Origin of the sequence: Lunatimonas sp. (genome assembly GCF_020832325.1) — a bacterium.
Classification (GTDB): domain Bacteria; phylum Bacteroidota; class Bacteroidia; order Cytophagales; family Cyclobacteriaceae; genus Lunatimonas.
The window spans coordinates 170,074-190,992 of record NZ_JAFIEU010000051.1; the positions used below are offsets into that span (position 1 = coordinate 170,074).

Genomic DNA, 20,919 nt, shown 5'->3' on the forward strand with positions numbered 1-20,919 from the left:
CGCTTTTTTGACTAGTAGCTGAAATTAGTTTATTTCTAGGTTAAGCTCCAGTTCATCTATTTCGATCGGCATTTGCCAATCTAACCTTCCTCTGATGATAGAACCTCCGTAAATGGAGTGAAAGGATTGAAAATAGATGGTTCCGTCCTCTGCTTGGACGATTGCTTCCAAGCGGGCTTTTTCATTCTTTCCGTCATAGGCAGGAATACTCAAAAGTTCTGCAACGGTCACAATTCCTTCCGCATCCTCGTGGATCCCAAAAACTCTCCCCAGGTTATCTCTTGTCTTATACCGGCGAAATCCCTCAGAGGTACTGGAAAGTAGCGTTACGGTTTCTCCATTGGATGTTTTCACATCAAACACAGACCAATGGGATCCATTGGTAAGGTTAGCAATCATTTCCTTCCTGTTGTAATATGGATCAGTGACTGCTATTACCTGATTGTGGTCAGATAATTCTCTTTCTTTCGTTTCTGTATATTTTTCACCCCGTGGGACAGGAAAATAGTCGTTTAGATTTTCAGAATAGACCAAGTAGTCCACACCAATCTTTGTCACGCCAGCATTTAAAATCGGAGTAATTGATTTGTTCTCGTTTAGGTCGCTTCTCTTGATTCTAAATATCATTTGATCTGGATAGGTCTTGTCCATGTTCCAGTAGATGTAATTTTTAGTAAACCAAAATCCTAGTGTTCTGTATTCCTGTGAACCAGTTCCAACTAAATTAAACGTGTTCCCATTATCCGTTGATCGTTTGATAATAGCTTGATTGTCCATGTCACCTGTTCCAAACCAAACATCGCCCGTATATGGGTCTACTTTAACAAGATGGAAATGTCTCGCTGCACGCAGAAGATTACCGGAGTCATTTTGAAGGTCTGTTTCGGGCTTTAGCGTAAAAACTGTTTCCCAAGTTGGTTTTTTGGTAGGATCTACTGTTCCTCTATAAAGTAAATGGGTAGCTCCCGGAATAACGGAGTATTCTGAGGTGTAGACATATACCTTGTTTTCCTGCCTATCATGCCAGAAATCCATGTTGTCTAAGAGCCATGCGGGATGGTTGGTCGTCAGGCTGCATTCCCAAATTTCCATGTCGCTTGAATAGTAAACACATTTTTCACCTCTCAGAAAGTAGCCGAGAGGCGTTACTAACATGCGTTGTTTTCCCGGGCGAAAAGGTAACCTAGCAACAAGGGTTTGGCTTTTGAAATTATCGCTTGTTTTATATAAGTTTTTGTTTTTAGAAAAATAGACTACCCCTTCTATACTTGCATGGACGACCATACTGGGTAGAATAAATTGGGTGCTTAACCTGGTGTCAGGATAATGGATTTTTAGTCCGAAGATCTCAAACATAGGAGTTGCATCAACATCGCTAATCTTTGACCCATTTGTTGTCCATGGTACTATGGTGACATTATAGGAGCAGCTGACAGCGTTGTTTTTTTTAGAAATCGCAGTTATCTGAGCATTTCCGTCTGGAAAGTATTTGTCCTCAACGGCGAGGACCTGCCCTCCCTCATTTACAGTAACATTTGGATTGCTTGATTGCCAATGTATGTCGGTTTCGTCGCAGTAAAGTTGATAGGGGACTCCGGCTGTTACCGAAAGATTGGTCACATCTATGGATCTCTCAATAATCAGTACTCCAAGTTTTATCATTAATATGATAAAAATCAGTATCGTTACAATAGGTGTGAGTAAAATTCCTAGTAATTTAGTTTTTCTCATTTCCCCGCAATTAGTACATTATCGATAAACTTGGTTCGTACGGCGATTTAGCAAGGCAACATGCCAAAAATCTAAGATCGATCAACTCCAAATATAAAATCTATTTTCTTAAAATATTCGGGGATGAATAAAAATAGTTTGAGTCAATTTTGTTGAATGCCTAATCAAAGGATGGTTTGTTCGTGGAATATGATCGATAGCAGAGATCCTTTAAAAAGGATAGAATAATTGCACATTTGTGCAATTATTCTATCCGCTGAATGCTCGCTCCCAACGCATTTAACCGTTGGTCTATGTACTGATACCCTCTGTCAATTTGCTCGACGTTGTCAATGACAGAGGTCCCCTCTGCCGACATAGCCGCGATGAGCAGAGCTACTCCCGCCCGGATATCGGGGGAAGTCATTCGGATACCTCGGAGCGGATACTTCCTATCCAGCCCGATTACAGTCGCCCGATGGGGGTCGCAGAGAATGATCTGGGCTCCCATATCGATCAGTTTATCTACAAAGAAAAGGCGGCTTTCAAACATCTTTTGATGTACCAGCACCGTGCCTTTGGCCTGCGTGGCGGTTACCAATACAATACTGAGCAAGTCTGGCGTAAATCCAGGCCAGATGGCATCTGCGATGGTCAGAATGGAACCGTCTATGAAGGTCTCTATTTCGTAGTGTTTTTGCGCCGGAATATGGATATCGTCTCCATTGATCTCCAATTTAATGCCCATACGCTGGAAGATTTCCGGAATGATACCCAGTCGCTGTACCTGCACGTCTTTGATGGTGATTTCTGATTGGGTCATGGCTGCCAATCCGATAAATGAGCCAATCTCGATCATGTCAGGCAGCAGTGTGTGAGTAGTACCTTTCAAAGCCGTTACTCCCTCAATTTCCAGCAGGTTAGACCCCACTCCGCTGATTTTTGCACCCATGCGGTTTAACATGGCACACAGTTGCTGAATATAGGGCTCACAGGCGGCATTGTAGATGGTGGTCTTTCCTTTGGCCATTACAGCGGCCATTACAATGTTGGCTGTGCCGGTAACGGAGGCTTCGTCCAATAGCATGTAGCATCCCCGCAGTTCACTTCCGTCAATGTGGTAGATTTCCTTTTTCTTATCGTAGCGAAAGGTGGCCCCGAGTTTTTGAAATCCGGTAAAATGGGTATCCATTCGTCGCCTTCCGATCTTGTCTCCTCCAGGCTTTGAGATTTTTCCCTTGCCAAACCTTGCCAGTAAGGGTCCCAAGATCATCACAGATCCTCGAAGTGCAGATGCTTTGGCTAGGAAATCTCCCGTCTCCAGGTAATCCAAGTTGATGGATTCTGCATTAAATGTGTAGGATTCTGGGCCATTTTTGGTGATTTTCACTCCCATGTCCCCCAGCAGTTCGATCAATTTGTTGACATCCCTGATGTTGGGGATTTTTTCGATGGTAATATCCTCAGGACTAAGCAAAACCGCACATAATACCTGTAAGGCTTCGTTTTTTGCACCCTGTGGTATGATTTCTCCTCTAAGTTTTTGTCCCCCCGTTACGCGGAATGAAGCCATTAATTTCGTCTCTTTTTAGGGTTCGGGATGTTGTTTCGTCTTTTGTTGTTGCCGGGGTAGGTTTTTCTGCCGGGCACGTTGTTGTTGTCGCTGTCGTTTACGGATGGCGGTTTGAAATCCCGGCGCGTCGCAGTTTCAAAAAGACCGTTTTCTTTCACCTTTTCCAGGTCAATGTGCAGCTTTCCTTTCGATAGGACCTTGATATCATCGATGATGATGCCGTCGTCAAAATTCTCCCTATTCCAGGTGGAATGAAAACTTCTCATCAACTTACCAATATAAATAATTGCCGCTTCCTGTTCTTCATCGTCTTCGATTTGGATGGCGTTTTCAATTAGTTTTTCGATGTTTCTGCCGTAATGCTTAAACTTGACCTCTCCTTCTGGATAGCCAACTATCTGAGGACGTTTGCCAAGAAGCTCCTTTGGAGGCATGGGGAAAGGAGCGTCAATATCTAGCTCAAAATCTGACATAATGTACAGGTCGTCCCATAGTTTTTGGTCGCTCTCTGTTTTTAGCTGGGGATTGAGTTGTTTCATCAATTCCACCAATGCGTACGAATATTCCGTACGTTTCTCTTTGCTGGAAACGGTTTTAATAAAGTCTACCAGCTTTTGGATGTTTTTTCCGTATTCTTTCAAAATAACTGTGTTTTGCGTATTGTCTGAAAGTTGCATGGCCTGCTTAGTTTTGGGTTCCTGAGGAAATCAAATTATAAAAAATTTCTGTTTCAGGAAACCGGAGCCACTGCCACTCAAAATCTTATCCGAATGTTACTCTACGATCCGGAGCTTTGCAAAGCTAAGTAATAAAGTCTTATCACCAAAATTATCGAAATGGATTGACGCTTTTCGGTTGGCCCCTTCGGTTTCTACTTTCAGCACCTTGCCAAAGCCAAACTTGGGGTGCTCGACCTGCATGCCCTCTGCCAAATTGTTGGTGTTTGAGGGCTTGAAATCAGGGCTCGGGGTATGCACTTTGGCGGTTATTCCTTCCCGGATGGCAGGTCGTTTTAGTCCAACAAAGCCGTTATTGCCTTCTCGCCCCGGAAATTGAAAACTCGCCGCCGAACTGCCCAATTTTTTGTTCACCTTGATGTAGGTAGGATCCAGCTCTTCGAGGAAACGGCTAGGCTCGCAGCTTAGAAGTCTGCCATACCGGTATCGCGTCATGGCGTGACTGAGGTAAAGCCTATCCATAGCCCTGGTGGTTGCCACATAAAACAAGCGTCGCTCTTCTTCTAGGTCTTCCCTGCTTTGCATCATCATCTGGGACGGAAAAAGATCCTCCTCCAGACCCACCACGAAGACGTATTTGAATTCCAGTCCTTTTGAGGCATGGATGGTCATGAGGGTAACTACATCCTGATTGTTTTTATTTTGGTCTTCGTCCGTTAGCAGCGCAATTTCCTGAAGGAAGGCACCCAGGGTTTTGATTTCATTCTCAGGACTGTCCACATACTCTTTGATGGCATTGAGCAGTTCCTGCACGTTTTCGTACCGGTTTAGCCCTTCAATAGTTTTGTCTTCGTAAAGTTCACGGAGGATGCCAGACTGCTTGGCCACGGTGGAGGCCACCTCATAGGCATCCTTGCGTTCCATGTCCATGGCAAAACTTCGGATCATCACCGAGAAGTCATCCAATGAGGAGGCTGACCGGCCGCTCAAAAAGCTTGAGGCATGAGTGATCACTTCCCAGATCGAGATATCATGCTCGTAGGCCGCAACCAGTATTTTCTCTACGGAAGTATCGCCTATGCCTCGTTTGGGGTAGTTTACAATACGTTTGAACGCCTCCTCATCAGAGGGATTAACCACAAAGCGCAGGTAAGCCATCAGATCTTTGATTTCCTTGCGCTGGTAAAAGGAAAGTCCACCTACGATGCGGTAAGCGATGTTCATTTTGCGCAGTGCCTCCTCCATGGCCCTGGATTGGGAGTTGGTTCGGTATAGAATGGCAAAGTCGCTGTTTTGCAGTTGAAGGCTATTTTTCTCCTCAAAGATTGTGGTTGCTACGATTCTTCCTTCCTCGTTGTCCGAGGTGGCCTTGATCAGTTCAATCGGAGCTCCGTGATCGTTTGCGGTCCAGATGTTTTTTTTGAGCTGGGCTTTGTTTTTGGCGATGATAGAATTGGCCGTATGGACGATGTTTTTGGTAGAGCGGTAGTTCTGTTCCAGCTTGACGGTTCGAAGGTCTGGGTAATCTTTCTCAAAATTCAGGATATTCTGAATATCTGCCCCCCGGAAGGCATAAATACTTTGAGCATCGTCGCCTACCACGCAGATGTTTTGATGTACGGCTGCCAGCTTTTTGGTTATCAGGTATTGGGACAGGTTAGTATCTTGAAATTCGTCCACCATCACGTATCGAAAGCGTTGCTGGTATTTGTTTAGGATATCCGGATGGTCACGAAAGAGCACATTGGTATTGAATAGAAGGTCGTCAAAATCCATCGCAGATGACTTGAAGAGTCGCTCTTGATAGGTTTTGTAGATTTCACCCATTTTTGGCTTTAGCGCAGCCTCGTCGTCAGCCCGCACGTAGGGGTCGTTTAGGTAGGTTTGCCAGGAGATCAGGCGGTTTTTGGCGCCGGATATACGGGAAAGAACGGTGTTTGGCTTGTAGACCTTATCGTCCAACTTTTTCTCTTTTACGATGGATCGGATCAGGGACTTGCTGTCTTCGGTGTCGTAGATCGTGAAGTTCGAGGGATAGCCCAGCTTGCCAGCTTCTACCCGGAGTATTTTAGCAAACACGGAGTGGAAGGTACCCATCCACGTATTTCGGGCTTCCAACCCGATGAGTTTTTCAATACGCTGCTTCATTTCACTAGCAGCCTTATTGGTAAATGTCAACGAGAGTATCTGAAAAGGATCCACCCCTTTCTGATGTATGAGGTGAGCAATCCGGATAGTCAATACGCGTGTTTTGCCTGAACCTGCACCCGCAATGATCATCAAGGGGCCTTCGGTACACTCCACGGCCTCCCGCTGCTGGGGGTTTAGACTAGACAAATAATCCATAGTTTTTTTGGTTAGCTCTTGCCGACTCGGCTGCCGGCTTTATTCCTATTTTGATTCAAAGGTACTATTTCCGCTGGATTTTTTCTCTTTCCATCGGTTGTGTGACCACAGGTAAAGGGAAGGTTCCTTTCGGATGTTGTCTTCCACCGCAGCCACATAGGCATCGGTGATGCTGTGCGGAGCGTGATTGTCGTAGGGTGGTGCGGAGAGTAACCGGTAGGTATAGGTGTAATGGCCCCGTTTGATTTTTTGTACTTCTCCGTATATCACGGGTAGGTTAAATTTTTTAGCCATTTTTTCTCCGCCTTCAAAGAAAGCCGCCTCCCGGTTCATAAAGGTGGTCCAGTATCGGATTTCCGAAAACTGTGGGCGCTGGTCTGCTGCCAGTCCGATCATCCGAGGGGTGTTTTTATTGGCGATTAGGTGTTTTACAAATGAGTTTCTTTCAACCAAAGTACCTCCGTACCTGCCCCGTATTGTCTGCATGAGGCGTTCAAAAAGGGGGGTGTTTATTTTAAGGTAAACGGTCTCGCAGGCACTGTTTACCACGCGACTAAAGGCAACCACGTGTCCTTCCCAATTAAAAAAGTGAGCCTGCATCCCAATGACTACCTGTTGATTTTCTAACCTGTTGACGACGATCTCCGGGTTCACTAGTCGGTATCTTTTGATAACCTCTTCTTCAGAGATGCTCAGCAACTTGATGGTTTCGGCGAAAGAATCGGTCAAATTCCTAAAAAAAATCTTTTCTATTGCCTTTCTTTGTGTTTCGGATTTTTCCGGAAAGGCAAAGGCCAGATTTTCGCGGACTACCTTTTTTCGATACCCTACCACATAGTAGGCGAAGAGAAAGAAGCAGTCGCTAAAAAGATATAATACGCCGATGGGCAGTAGAGAGAGGGCTTTGAAAAAGAGCATGATGGTAAGTAACGCATGGACAGCGGACCTTCGCCACCGCCTAAACGGCAAAATAACGAAAATCGTCCGACTTTCTTTCTAAATATTAGTTATAAATTACGTCAATTCGTAATTTTAATCCCTATGTCAGAGGTACAACGAAAAAAATATTCCGATAAAGATAAAAACAGCATTTTTGACCAGGAGTTTATGCCCCACATAGACTCCATGTATAACTTTGCCTATAGGCTTACCTTTGATGAGGATGATGCCAAAGACCTGGTGCAGGATACTTATCTGAAAGCCTACAGGTTTATCAATTCCTTTGAACGGGGAACCAACGCAAAAGCATGGCTGTTCCGAATTCTTAAAAACAGTTTTATCAACGAATACCGCAAGAAAAGTAAGCAACCCGCCAAGGTAGATTATCAGGAAGTTGAAACTTATTATAACTCGGATAACGTTGATTACAATATGACATCTGATTTGCGGGTGGATGCCGTCAAGGACATGCTCGGGGACGAGATATCCAATGCGCTAAACAGTTTGGCAGTTGATTTTAGAACCGTCATCATCCTATGTGACCTCGAAGGGTTCACCTACGAAGAGATGGCGAAAATCCTAGATATACCGATAGGTACCGTGCGGTCCAGATTGCACAGGGCGAGAAACCTACTCAAAGATAAGCTGAAAGATTATGCACAGCATATGGGGTATGACACTGAAGGAGAGGAAGAACAATAGATGTTAAGAACCTAAATTTACCAATGGATAATTTCAACCCGTCTAATCAACGTAAACTTAATTGCAGCGACGCCAGTAAGTGTTTTAAGCTTTTGGAGAGCATCTTGGATGGAGAAGCAGAGCTGGAGGACAAGCATATTTTGGATGAGAAATTGGCGAAATGTCAGCCTTGTTTCGAACACTTTCATCTAGAAAAGGCCATCAGGGATGTTCTCAAAACAAAATGCACCAAACATGTGGTCCCCACAGAACTAGTTGATAGCATACGCCAGAAAATCCAAGAGATAAAATAAACGTTAGCGACGCATGTCAACAGGCAAAGCCATTATTTTCTCAGCTCCCTCAGGGTCTGGCAAGACCACTATTGTAAGACACCTCATTGAAAAATTTCCCAATCTGGGCTTTTCCATTTCTGCTTGCACACGGGACAAACGCGGAAGGTCGGAACAAAACGGAAAAGATTATTACTTTTTGACCCCTGAGGACTTCAAACAGAAAATTGATCAGAATGAATTTATCGAATGGGAGGAAGTATATGAAGGCAACTTTTACGGAACACTCAAAGAAGAAATCCATCGAATTTGGGACTCTGGCAAACACGTGATTTTTGATGTTGATGTAAAAGGTGGACTCAATCTGAAAAAATACTTCGGTGACAGCGGGCTTGCCATATTTGTGAAAGTGCCCCATATCGAAGATTTGGCCGATAGGCTCCGGGATAGGGGCACCGAAACGGAAGAGAGTCTTTCCAGACGGTTATACAAAGCCAAATTTGAAATGGGTTTCCAGGATAAGTTTGATGTTATTTTGGTAAACGAGGAACTGGACCGTTCCTTTGCAGAAGCCGAGAAATTAGTAGGTGATTTTATCAACCAAAAGTAGTTTTGAAAATAGGGTTGTTTTTTGGCTCTTTTAACCCCATCCACATTGGGCACCTGATCATCGCAGATATCATGCAGGATCAGACTGATTTGGAGGAGGTATGGTTTGTGGTGAGCCCTCAAAACCCCATGAAATCAAGCAAGTCGCTGCTTCATGAATTCGACCGCCTGCGAATGGTTGAGTTGGCGACAGCGGATAATTTTAAATTCAAAGTACTGGACGTGGAGTTTCACATGCCTAGGCCCAGTTATACCATCGATACCCTTGCGGTACTTTCGGACAAATATCCCCAACACGAATTTAAGCTAGTCGTGGGGAGTGATAACCTGACCCATTTTCACAAGTGGAAAAATAGCGAGCAGCTATTGGATTTTTTTGGCCTTTATGTGTATCCCCGACCAGGCAAGGTGAAAAGCATGGAGCATCCCCGTATTCATTTTATTGATTCGCCCTTAATCGATATTTCTGCTACCTTTATCCGAGATACTTTGCGGAAGGGAGGTAGTGTACGGTACCTGTTGCATCCCCATGTATCGGATTATATTCGCGATAAAAAGTTATATTATTAGTCCGTTAGGCCGATGTTTTTGGTTAGGCGGGTACTGACTTTTTGTGCGATGTACACAGCTACCATCTCGCCTTGTTTTACACCTTCTTCAATAGCCGGTATGTAGTGAATGCCCCCATAAAATCTACTGATGGCAGCCTCTTCGGCAGCTTGGTTGAAGGACTGAAACTCCCTAGTACCCAAGCCGTAATTTACTTCTGTGGTGTCTACGAAACGAAAGGGTTCTCCTAGCAAGCCCGTCAATGCCCGGGAGGCTGCGGTCGAGATGACACTGTGTCCACTGGTATATTCTGGAAAAGGAGGCGTCTGGAGTAGGGGTACCCAGTCTTCATCCATGTACCGGTTGATGTAGGTCTCCGGCCGAATGAGTACGCTCCGGTACTTTTCGTCCCAGCAGGAGATAAATCCGTCAAAGACGTAAATAGCGGTCACTGCCAGTGCCTCAGCGGTACCTATCCATCCTAATTCTGCATTTTTAGATGCAATGCCGGCGATGCCTATCCAATGCCCGCCTGGTGTGATCTTCTTTTCAGCATACATCACGTGCCCCTTCACGTTCATTTTATAGGGATTGCAGTCCCAAAAATAAGCGATTTCCCGCTGTTCGGGCGTGAGGGAGTTACCTGCATCCATGACCTCTTTGGCCTCTATATAGAACTGGCTATCGGGCACATTGCCAAATTCGGTGGCCGGTCTGGGGATAAACTGGTCTGCCGAGTCCAATACAAATGGGCGTATTTTATTCCAATTTGGCTCTATGCCTTCTATATATGCAGGAGGGGTAGGCTTCCACGAGTAGTCTTCATCCCGGCTGGTGTATTTTTCGAATGAACGGCTTTGGTGATAGTTGTCTTTGGAAGCATAGTCCAATACGTGGTTGGCCATCGATTCACCCAAAGTTTTGGACTCCTGTAGAATTGCTTGAGATGCTCCCAAATTCTTTACTTTCTCCAGCAGCTGTTCTTTTTTGGAGGAAATCAGGTGTTCCGAAAATACCAGCCTTGAGGCCACATCGTAATAGGCAATCAGCGCAGCTAGGGGCAAAGAGACATTTTCTGTGACTTGAAAACTTTTTGGTTCAAAGTCATTTAGCTGCCCCATTAAAGATCGATAGGTGCTCGGATCTGCCAGTACACCGATTTCATAGGCTGCAATAGACGGGTAGGCATAGATTCGGCTGGCCACCGGGGGAGAAAAAATATCGTGTACCATCGCATCGGTCAGTGTTCCTCCGGCTTCAATCAACCGCCGGTTGGATTCCAAATAATCAATGTAATCCAGCTTCTCGCCGCATCCCAAAATCAACGTGCCCAGCAGAAGGATCCAGCCAAGTGTGCGTATCATATTTCCTAAACCCATGGTCGATTCAAATCTAATACTTTATTTGCGGGGTTTTGCTGACAAAGGTCATGGGGACAGTGGTTTGGCTATATTTTTCTGTCCGAGTGTCGCGATGACCCATTCACCGACTTTCTTACCCTGTTCTTGCCCCACTTCAATGGCATCGATGTAGTGGATACCTCCGTAAAGCCTAGAGATGCTGGCCTCATTGGCAGCCTCATAGAATGAATTAAAATCCCTGCTTCCCAAGTGGTATTTTTCTTCCACCGTATCCGTATAGGCAAATCCATCTCCAAAGAAGTGTGTAAGTATCTCTGCGGAGGTGGTAGAAATGGTGGAATGCCCACTCAAATATTCCGGAAAGGGAGGTGTTTGCAGAAGGGGAGTATACGTCGGGTCAAGGTACTTCCGGATGGCAGTTTCAGGTCGAATTCGGTTGCTGCGGTACTTTTCATCCCAGCAACTTAAAAAGCCATCCATAAGCCCTATAGAAACGACGGTGGTTATTTCCATCGCCTTGTGAAAGTCTACACCGGCCTGTCGGCAGGCGATATCCGTTATTCCTATCCAATGTCCACCGGGTGATATTTGCTTTAAGCCCACCATTAGGTGCCCGGTTTCTTCCAACGCAAAGGGATTGCAATCCCAAAAGGCGGCGATGGATCTGGTTTCTGGCGTTAAATCCACCTCGTAAACCTGCCGGAGCAGACGGAAAAATTCCGAATCGGTACTTTCCGAGAAGGACACCGGAGGAATCGGCTGAAACTGATCAGGTCGCAAGAGGGTAAAGGGACGGATGGTGTTGAAATAAGGTTCTACGGGAGCAAAATACCCGGGAGGAGTGGGATACCAGGATCCGGGTACTTCACTGGGTGTGTATCTGGGGTAGTTGCTGATTTCTTTGTAGCGGTCTGACTGTGCATAGGCAAGAATTTCCTGGCCTATGCTTTTGGCAAATGCTTCGGAATCCAACAGTGTTTTGCTGTCGATTCCCAACGTCCGGCAGGAGTCTAGAAATACCTGTCTTAGTTTCAGCAGTTCTGGTCCTGATGGCTGCATGGCCGACGCCACTTCAATCATCGCGAGTAACGCACTTACCTGGGTGTGTTGGTTAAGAAAGTCGTTTAGGGTGTGTATTTCCGGATAGTCATTCAATGCCCCAGCCATGGAGTGGTAGGCAGGATCCGCTTGGCTGATCACCTCGTATCCTGCGAGGCTCGCATAGGCATAAAACCTGGCGGCCAATGGGGGGTTGGTAATGTCGTGGACCATCAAGTCCGTCATCGTTTCAGTTATCCATCCGATCATACCGGCATCCAACGAGATTGGCTGATCGTCCCTCGACCCAGCGCATGCGAAGGAGAAATACAGCAAGCTGGTTACTACAAGAATGCGCGCCAACGGGAACGAACCCAAGGCAGGCTGCTGTCTAAGAAAATATTTACAGAGACAAATACGTCTAAAAAGGCGTTTCATGACTTACTTATTTGATCTTTAATTGACGTGGTTGCGTTTGCCGTTGAGTTGAAGATTTGGCATCGGCACAATTTAGTGCTTTGTTATTCGTTTGCCTGCTGCGTAATCTCATAAGCTGTGATGCCTTTTTGATTAATAGCAATTAAGAGTAAATCGTTCAATAATAACATGCTCCGGACATCTCCGATGAGTTGAAGGCCACTTTTAAGTTGTGGGACGTAGCTGAACTCTCCTTTGCCGTTGCCTTTTAGCAAGGTGCCGAAGTTTGCATCGTATTTGCCAAATCTCAGTCTTGCCCGTTCGATATTGCCACCTAGTAGGATATCCTGATGGCCATCCCGGTCGAAATCATCCACTAAAATGGAGAATACGGGAGCAAACTGCGCCTCAATGGGTAGTGGTTGAATTGCCAGTTTGCCGTCAGGCTGGGACAAAAACAGTGAGGTTTTTAGTTGTGTGGCCTTTTCATATCCTGCCCCCTTGAGTTCTTCTTTCGAAAAAATATCCGTCAAGGTGGCATCTGCATAGTCGGCGTAGTTTGTAAATCGAGTCCTCATCATGGATAGCTGGTCCAGCAGTTCATCCCGGGTGAGGTAGGGGTAACTTTTACCTTGGATGTAGAAGGAAAGAATGGGATCGACAGCACCGTTATTGTCAAAATCCTTGTAATGAAGCTCTGCGGGCTCTTCCGTGGAAGCCTGGACTTGGCTGTTAAGGCCTTGGTTACCAACTAAGAGGTCCGGCTTGCCATCCCCATTGATATCTCCCACCCAAAGAGTATTCCACCATCCCTCATGCGCTTCATCCAGAAATTCCTTTCCGACTTCAACCATAGTGTCTTCGGATTTCTTAAATATGCGAATGGGCATCCATTCTCCGACCACGATGAGTTCATCGAGTCCGTCTCCATTCAAATCAGCCCAGGCAGCATCGGTAACCAATCCGGCTTTTTGTAAGTCAGGGGCCCATTGGGCGGTTTGGATCGAATAATTGCCTTGGCCGTCGTTGATCAGGAGGTAGGAGTCTGGCGTTTCAGGGTATCTACCTGGAATTACTCTACTGCCTACGAACAGGTCTGGAAGCCCATTTCCCGTTAGATCTGTAGCCGCCACAGTACCCGTACTGGTAAACATTTCAGGCAATAAGCCACTTGCCTTTTCGAAATTTCCCTTGCCATCGTTTAGGTAGATTCTATCTTGTAATTTTGGATCTTTGGGTAGGAAATTGCCGTATCCGCCACTTCCCACGTACAAATCGATGAAACCATCCCCATTTACGTCCAGAAAGAGGGCATGCGAGTCGGTCTGTGCTGTATCTTCGTCAAATACCGAACTATTGCCTTCACGGAAGTTACCACCCGAAGTTTGAAGGTAAATTTTAGCGGCAGATCCTGCATCGGCGCCTACAAAAACGTCCTCTAGACCGTCTCCGTTAATATCTGCTTTTGCCATCACGGGCCCCACAAACGATAAGGGGTTAATCAGCAGTGGCTGGCGTTTGAAGTCGTTTAGTGTATGTTTGGGCTGCACGTTTTGGAAGGGTGCTTTGCTGGGTTTGAAGACAGGCTCCGGAACGTTGCGGGCCAAGGCGGTTTTTTTGGCTTCGGCTTCCACTAGGACCAAGGTTTGATTAGCGGGTATTTCGGTGAATGATTGAGACTTTCCGCTGGGCCAGTAGATATGGAGGGAGTCTACCATGTCTATACTTCCCAATCCTACATGAAGGACTGGAGACACGCTGGACTGGTATCCTCGGGTAGGCATTTGTTCCAAAAACTGTTTTGTTCCTTTGTGGTAAACAGTCACTTTGGCCCCCAGTCCGTGAGAGTTTTTGTTTTCGCCTTCCAGCTTGAATTTCAAATAATGGTTAGCTGTCCGTTTTTCAGAATCATTGCGGTAAATAAATGCTGGGAGAGAGACATTGTTTACGATCAGGTCCAAATCGCCGTCGTTGTCTAAGTCGGCATAGGCAGCCCCGTTGCTATTGGCTACTTGATCGAGTCCCCAAGAGGAAGTTTGGTTTTCAAACCGAATTCCACCAGTATTTTGAAACATGTAATTGATCACATTGGACGAAGGCATGGAGTAAACCAGCTCAAGCACATTTTCCCGTTTTAGGCCTTGATATTTTTTAATGTAGTCAGCCATGTATTTCAGGAAGTCCTGATTGGTATAGTCTCTGTGATAGCCATTGGTGACGTAAAGGTCTTTCCATCCATCATTGTCAAAATCTGCAAAAAGAGCTGCCCAGCTCCAATCGGTATTGGAGATGCCAGCAAGTTGCCCGATTTCGCTGAACGTACCATTGCCATGGTTCAGGTGAAGCATATTGCGCATGTATTGGTGGTGAAAGCCCACCCGCAAGTTAAACTCAAACTTTTCGTAATTGTCCGGTGCCATGAGTAGCTTCTGTCGGCGGTTGTCTTCGGGTAGCATGTCCAGTGTGAAGATATCTACCAAGCCGTCGTTGTTGATGTCGGCAATATCGCTGCCCATCGAAAAATTGGAAATATGTCCCATGCTTTCTCCTATCAGGTCGGTGAAGGTGCCGTCACCGTTGTTGATGTACAAGTAGTCGGGTACCGTATAGTCGTTGCTGACATAAATATCCAAGTAGCCGTTGCCGTTTATATCCGAAACACCGGCCCCCAATCCATAGGACAGGGCGGAGTTAAATATGCCGGCCTTTTCCGTGACGTCTGTGAATTTCCCGTTGTCGTTTCGAAATAGCTGTGGCCCGGCCAGGTCGGGATGCTTCAATATTTCAGCGGTATTTGACTCGTCCAGAATGGGGAGTGATTTAGGGTTATGGTTTAGCAGGAACAGATCCAAATCCCCATCGTTGTCCATATCAAAAAAGACTGCTTGGGTAGAGGTGGCTTCGCTGTCTAATCCGAAATGTTCTGCCTCTTCCGAAAAAATCGGGATCCCGTCTTCGTCGGGTCCTTGGTTAATAAAAAGCTGGTTTCGTCGCTTATCGGGTGGGAGGCTGCCCGAATAGCAAACATATATATCTAGAAGGCCATCTCCGTTTACATCAGCCATGGTAACCCCTGTAGCCCACGGCCCAGGCCTGCCGGCTACGTTTGCTTTGAGTGTTACGTCTTCGAATTGCATGGATCCTTTGTTTAGATAGAGCTTGTTTGGGACCATGTTTCCGGTGAAGTAAATATCATCTAGGCCGTCACCGTTTAGGTCACCTACTGCTACTCCCCCGCCGTTGTAGAAATATTCATACATCAGTATGTTTGTGTTCAAGCCTTCGGTCAGGGTGTTTTCGAAGCTGATCCCGGTGCTTTCTGCAGGTAAGAGGGTAAATAGGGGAGGGCTGGCAGGCTCCTCTTTTTTGTCCACTTCTTTTGGCGAATCACAGGACGCAACAAGCACTAGCGCAAAAAGGAGGAGGGGATTTCGGCAATTTAATAAGGTCATTTTCATTCATTTGAAACCCAAATATACGTAAATTCGATTAGTAGCCGCATGGTTGATCGCGGAGATGGGGTTTCAGGTGGCGACACTTGGTTTTTGGTACGTACCCCTAACAAAAAAAATGCCCCCGCAGGCTGAACGCAGGGGCATTGGGCGTAATCGTTACCATTGTATGCTAGGTTGATCAACCTAGGTTCCAGCCATTCCGGTATTCTCTCGAAACAAACTGGTTGGCATTGTCGTAATTGGTCACTTTCATGTTGGCAGAGTCCCACAGTAATTTTTTGCGGCCCAGGTAGCGTTCGTCACTTCGGCGTGCCTCTGGATTATCCCGCAGCATCCAGCTTCGAATGGCCACATTGCCGATCAGGATACTTTCGGTAAATGGTCCCGCGTATTCGAACGGGGAGCTCGTTTCTGCATTTCCGTATCCTGCTAGGCAGGCATTTACCCAGTTTAGGTAATGGTCCTGATCCGGTACCCGCTGTATGGTTTCGGGAATATTGAGGATCTCATTGTCTTTTAAAGGTAGTAATCTAGGATTGGCACCGTAGCAATCAGCCATGAGTTTTCCTTTGGATCCAATAAAGAGTACCCCGCCATCCGAGTTGCCAAAGGCCTCGCCTGGCAACAGTTCTTCTGGTTTTTCGGGAAGGATTCCCCCGTCGTACCAACTAACCTTAATATCTCCTTTGGCGTCTTTGCGGGGGTAGTTTAGGTGTATGGAGGTCGAAAATGGGGTCCAATCCGGGTTATGGTCTTGTTCGCGCAGGGTAAACATCCATGTGCCTGAGACGCTACATTCTACCGAGTTCGGGAAATCGATGGGCAAAATCCGGAAGACCGGATCCATGATATGGCAAGCCATATCGCCTAGTGCGCCTGTGCCATAGGGCCACCAACCTCGCCAGTTCCATGGTAAGTAGGCTTCGTTGTAAGGGACCTTTGGAGCAGGTCCCAACCATAGGTCGTAGTCCAGTTCCTTGGGGATTTTAAAGGTTTTATCCGTGGGGACTGCTTGAGGCCAAACTGGACGGTTTGTCCAGCATTGTACTTTTTCCACAGTTCCGATAATTCCGGAGTCGTAGATTTCTTTCATACGGCGCACACCATCGCCCGATCCTCCCTGATTACCCATTTGGGTAACAACTTTGTATTTTTTAGCGGCTTCTGCTAAAACCCTTGCCTCCTGGATATTGTGAGTCAACGGTTTTTGGGTGTATACATGCTTCCCCAATTGCATGGCCGCAATGGTGGCTACGGCATGGGTATGGTCAGGTGTAGAAATCGAGCATGCGTCGATGGTGTCTTTTTCTTTTGATAGCATTTCCCGAAAATCCTTATAAAAAGTTGCCTTCGGAAAATTCTTTTTGGATTCAGCAGTCATCCTGTCGTCCACGTCGCAGAGCGAGACAATATTTACGTGTGGGCTTTTTGCAAAGGAGGAAAGGTCGCTCCGGCCCTTACCGCCAACACCAATCCCGGCAATATTTAGCTTATCGCTAGGCGCGATATAGCCTGCACCCAACACGTGTCTGGGAACGATAAAAAAGGAAGAAGCTGCGGCGAGAGATGTTTTTTTTAAGAAATCTCTCCTAGAGTCTGTGTTTTTTGGGTTGTTGTCCTTCATCGGTTTATTGGTTGTTTTAAAGAGCTCATACCTTTTACCTCACCGGTCTTTCTACAGGCAGGAGGAAACCAGCTATCCCTCGGCTTGAGGCAACCTACCTGATCGCTTTTTTGGGAAATTCCCTTACTGGATAGCTGTCGATATAGAATACTGCTTTTGTACCGAATACGACCATTTACAAGCTGAAAAATATATGAAAATTACAGTTGCTTCTGAATTCTCTCCTTGATAAAGGCGATCAGGAGATCTTGCACAATGGGCTTGGTCAGGTAGTCGTTCATGCCAGCTTCGAGACAGCGTTCCTTTTCTCCCATGACCGTTCCAGCCGTGAGGGCCAATATCGGAATGGAAACGCCGTTTTCAAGGTTTCGGATCGCACGTGAAGTCTCATATCCGTTCATGATGGGCATCTGAACGTCCATCAGTATCAAATCTGGAGTATGTTCTGTGACGTACTCATACGCTTCCAAGCCATTTACTTTTTCGACCACCTCGATGGATGGGCTGATTCGCTGGAGGATTGCCTTGGTCAGCTTCATGTTAACCGGGTTGTCTTCCGCTACCAGCACAGAGAAGGGTTTCTCTTCAAGGTTTTCGGGTTGTTCGATTATCGGTACGGGCGCCTGATGAATTGATTCTCCACGTATTTTTCGGATGGCATCGTCGATTTGGTCGAGTTTGACAGGTTTAACTAGTTTTTGACGGACATTTAGCTCGTTCAGCTTTGCACTATCCAGGTCTTCTTCACTGGAACTTGACAATAACACAATGGGCAATTCCCTATCGGCAAAGGATTTATTTTGCCGGATTTTTTCGGCAGTTTCTATACCGTTGAGGAAGGGCATGCGATAGTCCATCAAAATAAGGTCGATATCCTTTTCCTTCTCAAGAAGTTGCAGGCAGGTTAGTCCGTTGTCGGCCAGACTTACCTGTATCCCTCTTTCCTGTAGCATTTCGCTCATTAAAGACCGATTGGTGGCGTTATCGTCAACGACTAAGATATGCTTTGTCGCTGAGAACTCGTGAGAGACGGCCTTTTCTCCTTCTTCTACGCGGACCAATAAGTCAAAGTAAAAAAGGCTTCCCTTACCTAGGTTGCTTTCCAGGGCCAACTCAGAACCCATCAGCCCCAACAGCTTGTTTGAAATAGCCAATCCCAATCCGGTACCGCCGAATTTCCTAGTCGTACTGGCGTCTTCTTGAGAAAAGGCTTCGAAAATTTTATCCCGTTTATCTTTGGCGATGCCAATGCCAGTATCCCTAACGGAAAACCGATACCTCCGAGTATTTTCATCCAAGGCATCGCATTCACTCACTTTCAATTCTACTTCACCTTTCTGTGTAAACTTCACCGCATTTGTCAGTAGGTTTACTAGGATTTGTCGAAGACGCACATCGTCAACAAAAATGAACCTGGGAAGGCTTCTAGGGATGTTGACCAATAGTTCCAATCCTTTGGCATGGGCTTGGTACTTGGTGATTTCGGCTACCTGTTCACCCAAGTGGAACAAGTCTGTTCGCTCCATCGAGAGCTCCATTTTACCGGCTTCTATCTTGGAAAAATCTAAGATGTCGTTGATGAGGTCAAGCAGTGAATGGGCAGACTGGTGCACGGTTTTCATGTATTGCAGCTGAGTATCCGACAGGGGTGTTTTCATTAACAAGTCGGTGAATCCAATCACACCGTTGAGGGGTGTTCGGATTTCATGGCTCATATTGGCAAGAAATGCAGACTTCGCCTGGTTGGCATTTTCGGCCAACTCCTTTGCTTCTTTAAGCAATGCTTCCTGTCTTTTCTGTTCGGAAATGTCCTGGATCACAGAAAGTACCACCCACCTGTTTTGGTCGTTTTGGTATCGGATTCCCTTCATCAAAACAGGAATACGTGTTCCGTTTTCACTCAAGAAGCCATCTTCAAAAGGTCCGTAAACTCCGTTGTCTCTCAGGCTTTTTCGCCATATCTCGTAAATCTGATCGGAGCCACCTAGACCAATTTGTCTAAAATTCAGTGTCAAAAATGCCGTTTTTTCGTAGCCTGTGGCAGCAAGCAACGCATGGTTTACTTCGAGGAATTGACCTGTTTCAAAATCGGATAATGCGATACCCACAGGAGAAAGATCAAACAGGCGCTTGAATTTTTCTAGGTTTGACTTTAGTCCGTGTTCCAGTTGTTTGCGGTCTGTGATCTCCTGATGGGTGCCGAACATAAGCAAGGGCTTCCCTGTGTTTGTCCAAGAACTGATTTTCCCACGGTCCATCACCCACACCCAATGACCGCTTCGGTGCTTTAGCCTTATTTCACACTGGTAATAATCAGAGATGCCCTGGAAGTGTTCATCAAGCTGTTGTTTGCATTTTAAATGGTCTTCAGGATGGCAAAGTTGGTCAAATGAGGGGATCTTTCCGTTTTCAAGCTCCTGGTTGGAATATCCAATTATCCTAGCCCAACGCTCGTTGTATACTCTTTCTCCTGTCTGTATATTCCATTCCCATGTACCCGCATGGGTTCCCTTGATTATGGAATCCAATCTTTGCGTTTTTTCGGAAAGAAGTAGTTCGGTTTCCTTGCGCGGAGTAATATCGTTGGTAATGCCTACCAGCCCCTCTATTTGCCCAGAGGTATTTATCAACGGAATTTTTGAGATCAGGCAGTATCGTGTGGTACCGTCAGCCTTCACTAACTTGGCTTCTTTGTTGATTATTTTCCCGCCATCTTCCATGACCCACCGGTCTTCTTCCATAGCAGTGTGTGCGATTTCCGCTGGATAGAGTTCATGGTCGGTTTTTCCAACTACGTTACTGTTTTCCGAAAACCCAAGGAATTCGAGTTCGGCCCGGTTAACCAGAACCTTTTGATGGTGGAGGTTTTTGGTATAGATACTGATTGGGATGTTATCAATGATGGTTCGAAGCAGGTTTCTTTCCTTAGAATAATGGGTTTCGCTTTGAAGTATTTCGGTGCTTTCAATCCCATGAATCCGTCCTTTTAGTAGGCCTTTCGCTTCTTCCGTCAATAACTCAAACATTCTTTGTTGGCTAGCATCCAATACCCTGGGTTTATCGTCCAGTAGACATATTGTGCCTATCGGTATATCCTTGTCTCCCGTAATAAGTGCGGTTTGTGAAATAACAGTAGTGACTTCGCCTGTGAGGTGTTGCAGTTGATCAAATTCAGCATCCAGCCATGTTTCCAATACAGCATTCGCTCCATACTTTATAATCATTTGTTGGCAAAACGCACCAACACAGTGGAAATCCACCTGGGACCTTTCTTGCCTTGAATAAGCAAAGACCTCATCTTCATCTACCGATGTGATTATCGCTGCATATGCATCAAAGGCAAGCGTCATTATTTCCGCTAAGCGATGCAAGGATTGGTCCCCTGTAGCATTAGTACGTGTTGGTTTTGACAATGGCACATCGGACCCTGCTTCAAGCAGAGGCTGATGAAAGGCAGAAAATTGGATCATTTTTGGTGATATGAGTATAGACTATCCCGGCCTAATTTTAGGAGAAATAAAAAAATTATCCTAATAATTTGAAGGTTTATTTCGATAATATAAATTTTAATTTTAAAATAATTTTAAATACCGTTTTTTATTGTTTCAGATTCAAAAAGCTGTATTCAAAAATTACTCTTAGACCTT

Annotated in this window: 14 protein-coding genes; 4 read left to right on the top strand and 10 right to left on the bottom strand. The window is 45.8% G+C overall.

Features of this window, described 5'->3' with window-relative positions:
* Positions 1-24: 24 nt before the first annotated feature.
* The 5 genes from JJU34_RS20820 to JJU34_RS20840 form a co-directional block, all read right to left on the bottom strand.
* Positions 25-1,731 (bottom strand): hypothetical protein, encoded by a 1,707-nt coding sequence (locus tag JJU34_RS20820; protein WP_228694362.1) that lies wholly within the window; start codon positions 1,729-1,731, stop codon positions 25-27.
* Between the two features lie 244 nt (positions 1,732-1,975).
* Complete coding sequence (gene murA, locus JJU34_RS20825; protein WP_228694363.1) at positions 1,976-3,283, bottom strand: UDP-N-acetylglucosamine 1-carboxyvinyltransferase; 1,308 nt, start codon at positions 3,281-3,283, stop codon at positions 1,976-1,978.
* The gene (locus JJU34_RS20830; protein WP_228694364.1) at positions 3,283-3,960 is read right to left on the bottom strand and encodes a DUF4290 domain-containing protein; all 678 of its coding nucleotides are present in this window, start codon (positions 3,958-3,960) and stop codon (positions 3,283-3,285) included. The genes murA and JJU34_RS20830 overlap by 1 nt, the downstream gene beginning before the upstream one ends.
* 96 nt (positions 3,961-4,056) lie before the next feature.
* Positions 4,057-6,306, bottom strand: a complete 2,250-nt coding sequence (locus JJU34_RS20835) for a UvrD-helicase domain-containing protein (RefSeq protein ID WP_228694365.1) — start codon at positions 6,304-6,306, stop codon at positions 4,057-4,059.
* 45 nt (positions 6,307-6,351) lie between these two features.
* Positions 6,352-7,224: a lysophospholipid acyltransferase family protein gene (locus JJU34_RS20840; RefSeq protein ID WP_228694366.1), complete on the bottom strand. Its 873-nt coding sequence runs from the start codon at positions 7,222-7,224 to the stop codon at positions 6,352-6,354.
* A 123-nt stretch (positions 7,225-7,347) separates the two neighbouring features.
* On the opposite strand from JJU34_RS20840, the gene JJU34_RS20845 reads away from it, so the two are divergent.
* Genes JJU34_RS20845 through nadD form a run of 4 tightly spaced genes read left to right on the top strand, consistent with a single transcriptional unit; the run spans position 7,348 to position 9,398 of the window.
* Positions 7,348-7,947 carry a sigma-70 family RNA polymerase sigma factor gene (locus JJU34_RS20845; RefSeq protein WP_228694367.1) on the top strand — a complete coding sequence of 200 codons (600 nt, stop codon included), beginning with the start codon at positions 7,348-7,350 and terminating at the stop codon, positions 7,945-7,947.
* 23 nt (positions 7,948-7,970) lie between these two features.
* A complete protein-coding gene (locus tag JJU34_RS20850) occupies positions 7,971-8,240 on the top strand; it encodes an anti-sigma factor (RefSeq protein WP_228694368.1) in 270 nt (89 codons plus the stop codon).
* A 13-nt stretch (positions 8,241-8,253) separates the two neighbouring features.
* Complete coding sequence (gene gmk, locus JJU34_RS20855; protein ID WP_228694369.1) at positions 8,254-8,829, top strand: guanylate kinase; 576 nt, start codon at positions 8,254-8,256, stop codon at positions 8,827-8,829.
* 2 nt (positions 8,830-8,831) lie between these two features.
* A complete protein-coding gene (gene nadD / locus JJU34_RS20860; RefSeq protein WP_228694370.1) occupies positions 8,832-9,398 on the top strand; it encodes a nicotinate (nicotinamide) nucleotide adenylyltransferase in 567 nt (188 codons plus the stop codon).
* Here nadD and JJU34_RS20865 read toward each other — a convergent pair.
* The 5 genes from JJU34_RS20865 to JJU34_RS20885 all read right to left on the bottom strand — a co-directional run bounded on the left by JJU34_RS20865 (position 9,395) and on the right by JJU34_RS20885 (position 20,742).
* The gene (locus JJU34_RS20865; protein WP_228694371.1) at positions 9,395-10,741 is read right to left on the bottom strand and encodes a vanadium-dependent haloperoxidase; all 1,347 of its coding nucleotides are present in this window, start codon (positions 10,739-10,741) and stop codon (positions 9,395-9,397) included. The genes nadD and JJU34_RS20865 overlap by 4 nt on opposite strands.
* Before the next feature lie 63 nt (positions 10,742-10,804).
* Entirely contained in the window at positions 10,805-12,214 is a 1,410-nt protein-coding gene (locus tag JJU34_RS20870) for a vanadium-dependent haloperoxidase (protein WP_228694372.1), read from the bottom strand.
* 83 nt (positions 12,215-12,297) lie between these two features.
* A complete protein-coding gene (locus JJU34_RS20875) occupies positions 12,298-15,645 on the bottom strand; it encodes a VCBS repeat-containing protein (protein ID WP_228694373.1) in 3,348 nt (1,115 codons plus the stop codon).
* A 181-nt stretch (positions 15,646-15,826) separates the two neighbouring features.
* Entirely contained in the window at positions 15,827-17,272 is a 1,446-nt protein-coding gene (locus JJU34_RS20880) for a Gfo/Idh/MocA family oxidoreductase (RefSeq protein ID WP_228694374.1), read from the bottom strand.
* Between the two features lie 200 nt (positions 17,273-17,472).
* Positions 17,473-20,742 (bottom strand): PAS domain-containing hybrid sensor histidine kinase/response regulator, encoded by a 3,270-nt coding sequence (locus JJU34_RS20885; protein ID WP_228694375.1) that lies wholly within the window; start codon positions 20,740-20,742, stop codon positions 17,473-17,475.
* Positions 20,743-20,919: the final 177 nt, after the last annotated feature.

Coding starts and splice junctions, on each gene's coding strand:
- JJU34_RS20870 (WP_228694372.1), bottom strand. CDS start 12,214: ATGAAACGCCTTTTTAGACGTATTTGTCTCTGTAAATATTTTCTTAGA.
- JJU34_RS20845 (WP_228694367.1), top strand. CDS start 7,348: ATGTCAGAGGTACAACGAAAAAAATATTCCGATAAAGATAAAAACAGC.
- gmk (WP_228694369.1), top strand. CDS start 8,254: ATGTCAACAGGCAAAGCCATTATTTTCTCAGCTCCCTCAGGGTCTGGC.
- JJU34_RS20880 (WP_228694374.1), bottom strand. CDS start 17,272: ATGAAGGACAACAACCCAAAAAACACAGACTCTAGGAGAGATTTCTTA.
- JJU34_RS20835 (WP_228694365.1), bottom strand. CDS start 6,306: ATGGATTATTTGTCTAGTCTAAACCCCCAGCAGCGGGAGGCCGTGGAG.
- JJU34_RS20830 (WP_228694364.1), bottom strand. CDS start 3,960: ATGCAACTTTCAGACAATACGCAAAACACAGTTATTTTGAAAGAATAC.
- murA (WP_228694363.1), bottom strand. CDS start 3,283: ATGGCTTCATTCCGCGTAACGGGGGGACAAAAACTTAGAGGAGAAATC.
- JJU34_RS20885 (WP_228694375.1), bottom strand. CDS start 20,742: ATGATCCAATTTTCTGCCTTTCATCAGCCTCTGCTTGAAGCAGGGTCC.
- JJU34_RS20875 (WP_228694373.1), bottom strand. CDS start 15,645: ATGACCTTATTAAATTGCCGAAATCCCCTCCTCCTTTTTGCGCTAGTG.
- JJU34_RS20865 (WP_228694371.1), bottom strand. CDS start 10,741: ATGATACGCACACTTGGCTGGATCCTTCTGCTGGGCACGTTGATTTTG.
- JJU34_RS20850 (WP_228694368.1), top strand. CDS start 7,971: ATGGATAATTTCAACCCGTCTAATCAACGTAAACTTAATTGCAGCGAC.
- JJU34_RS20840 (WP_228694366.1), bottom strand. CDS start 7,224: ATGCTCTTTTTCAAAGCCCTCTCTCTACTGCCCATCGGCGTATTATAT.
- JJU34_RS20820 (WP_228694362.1), bottom strand. CDS start 1,731: ATGAGAAAAACTAAATTACTAGGAATTTTACTCACACCTATTGTAACG.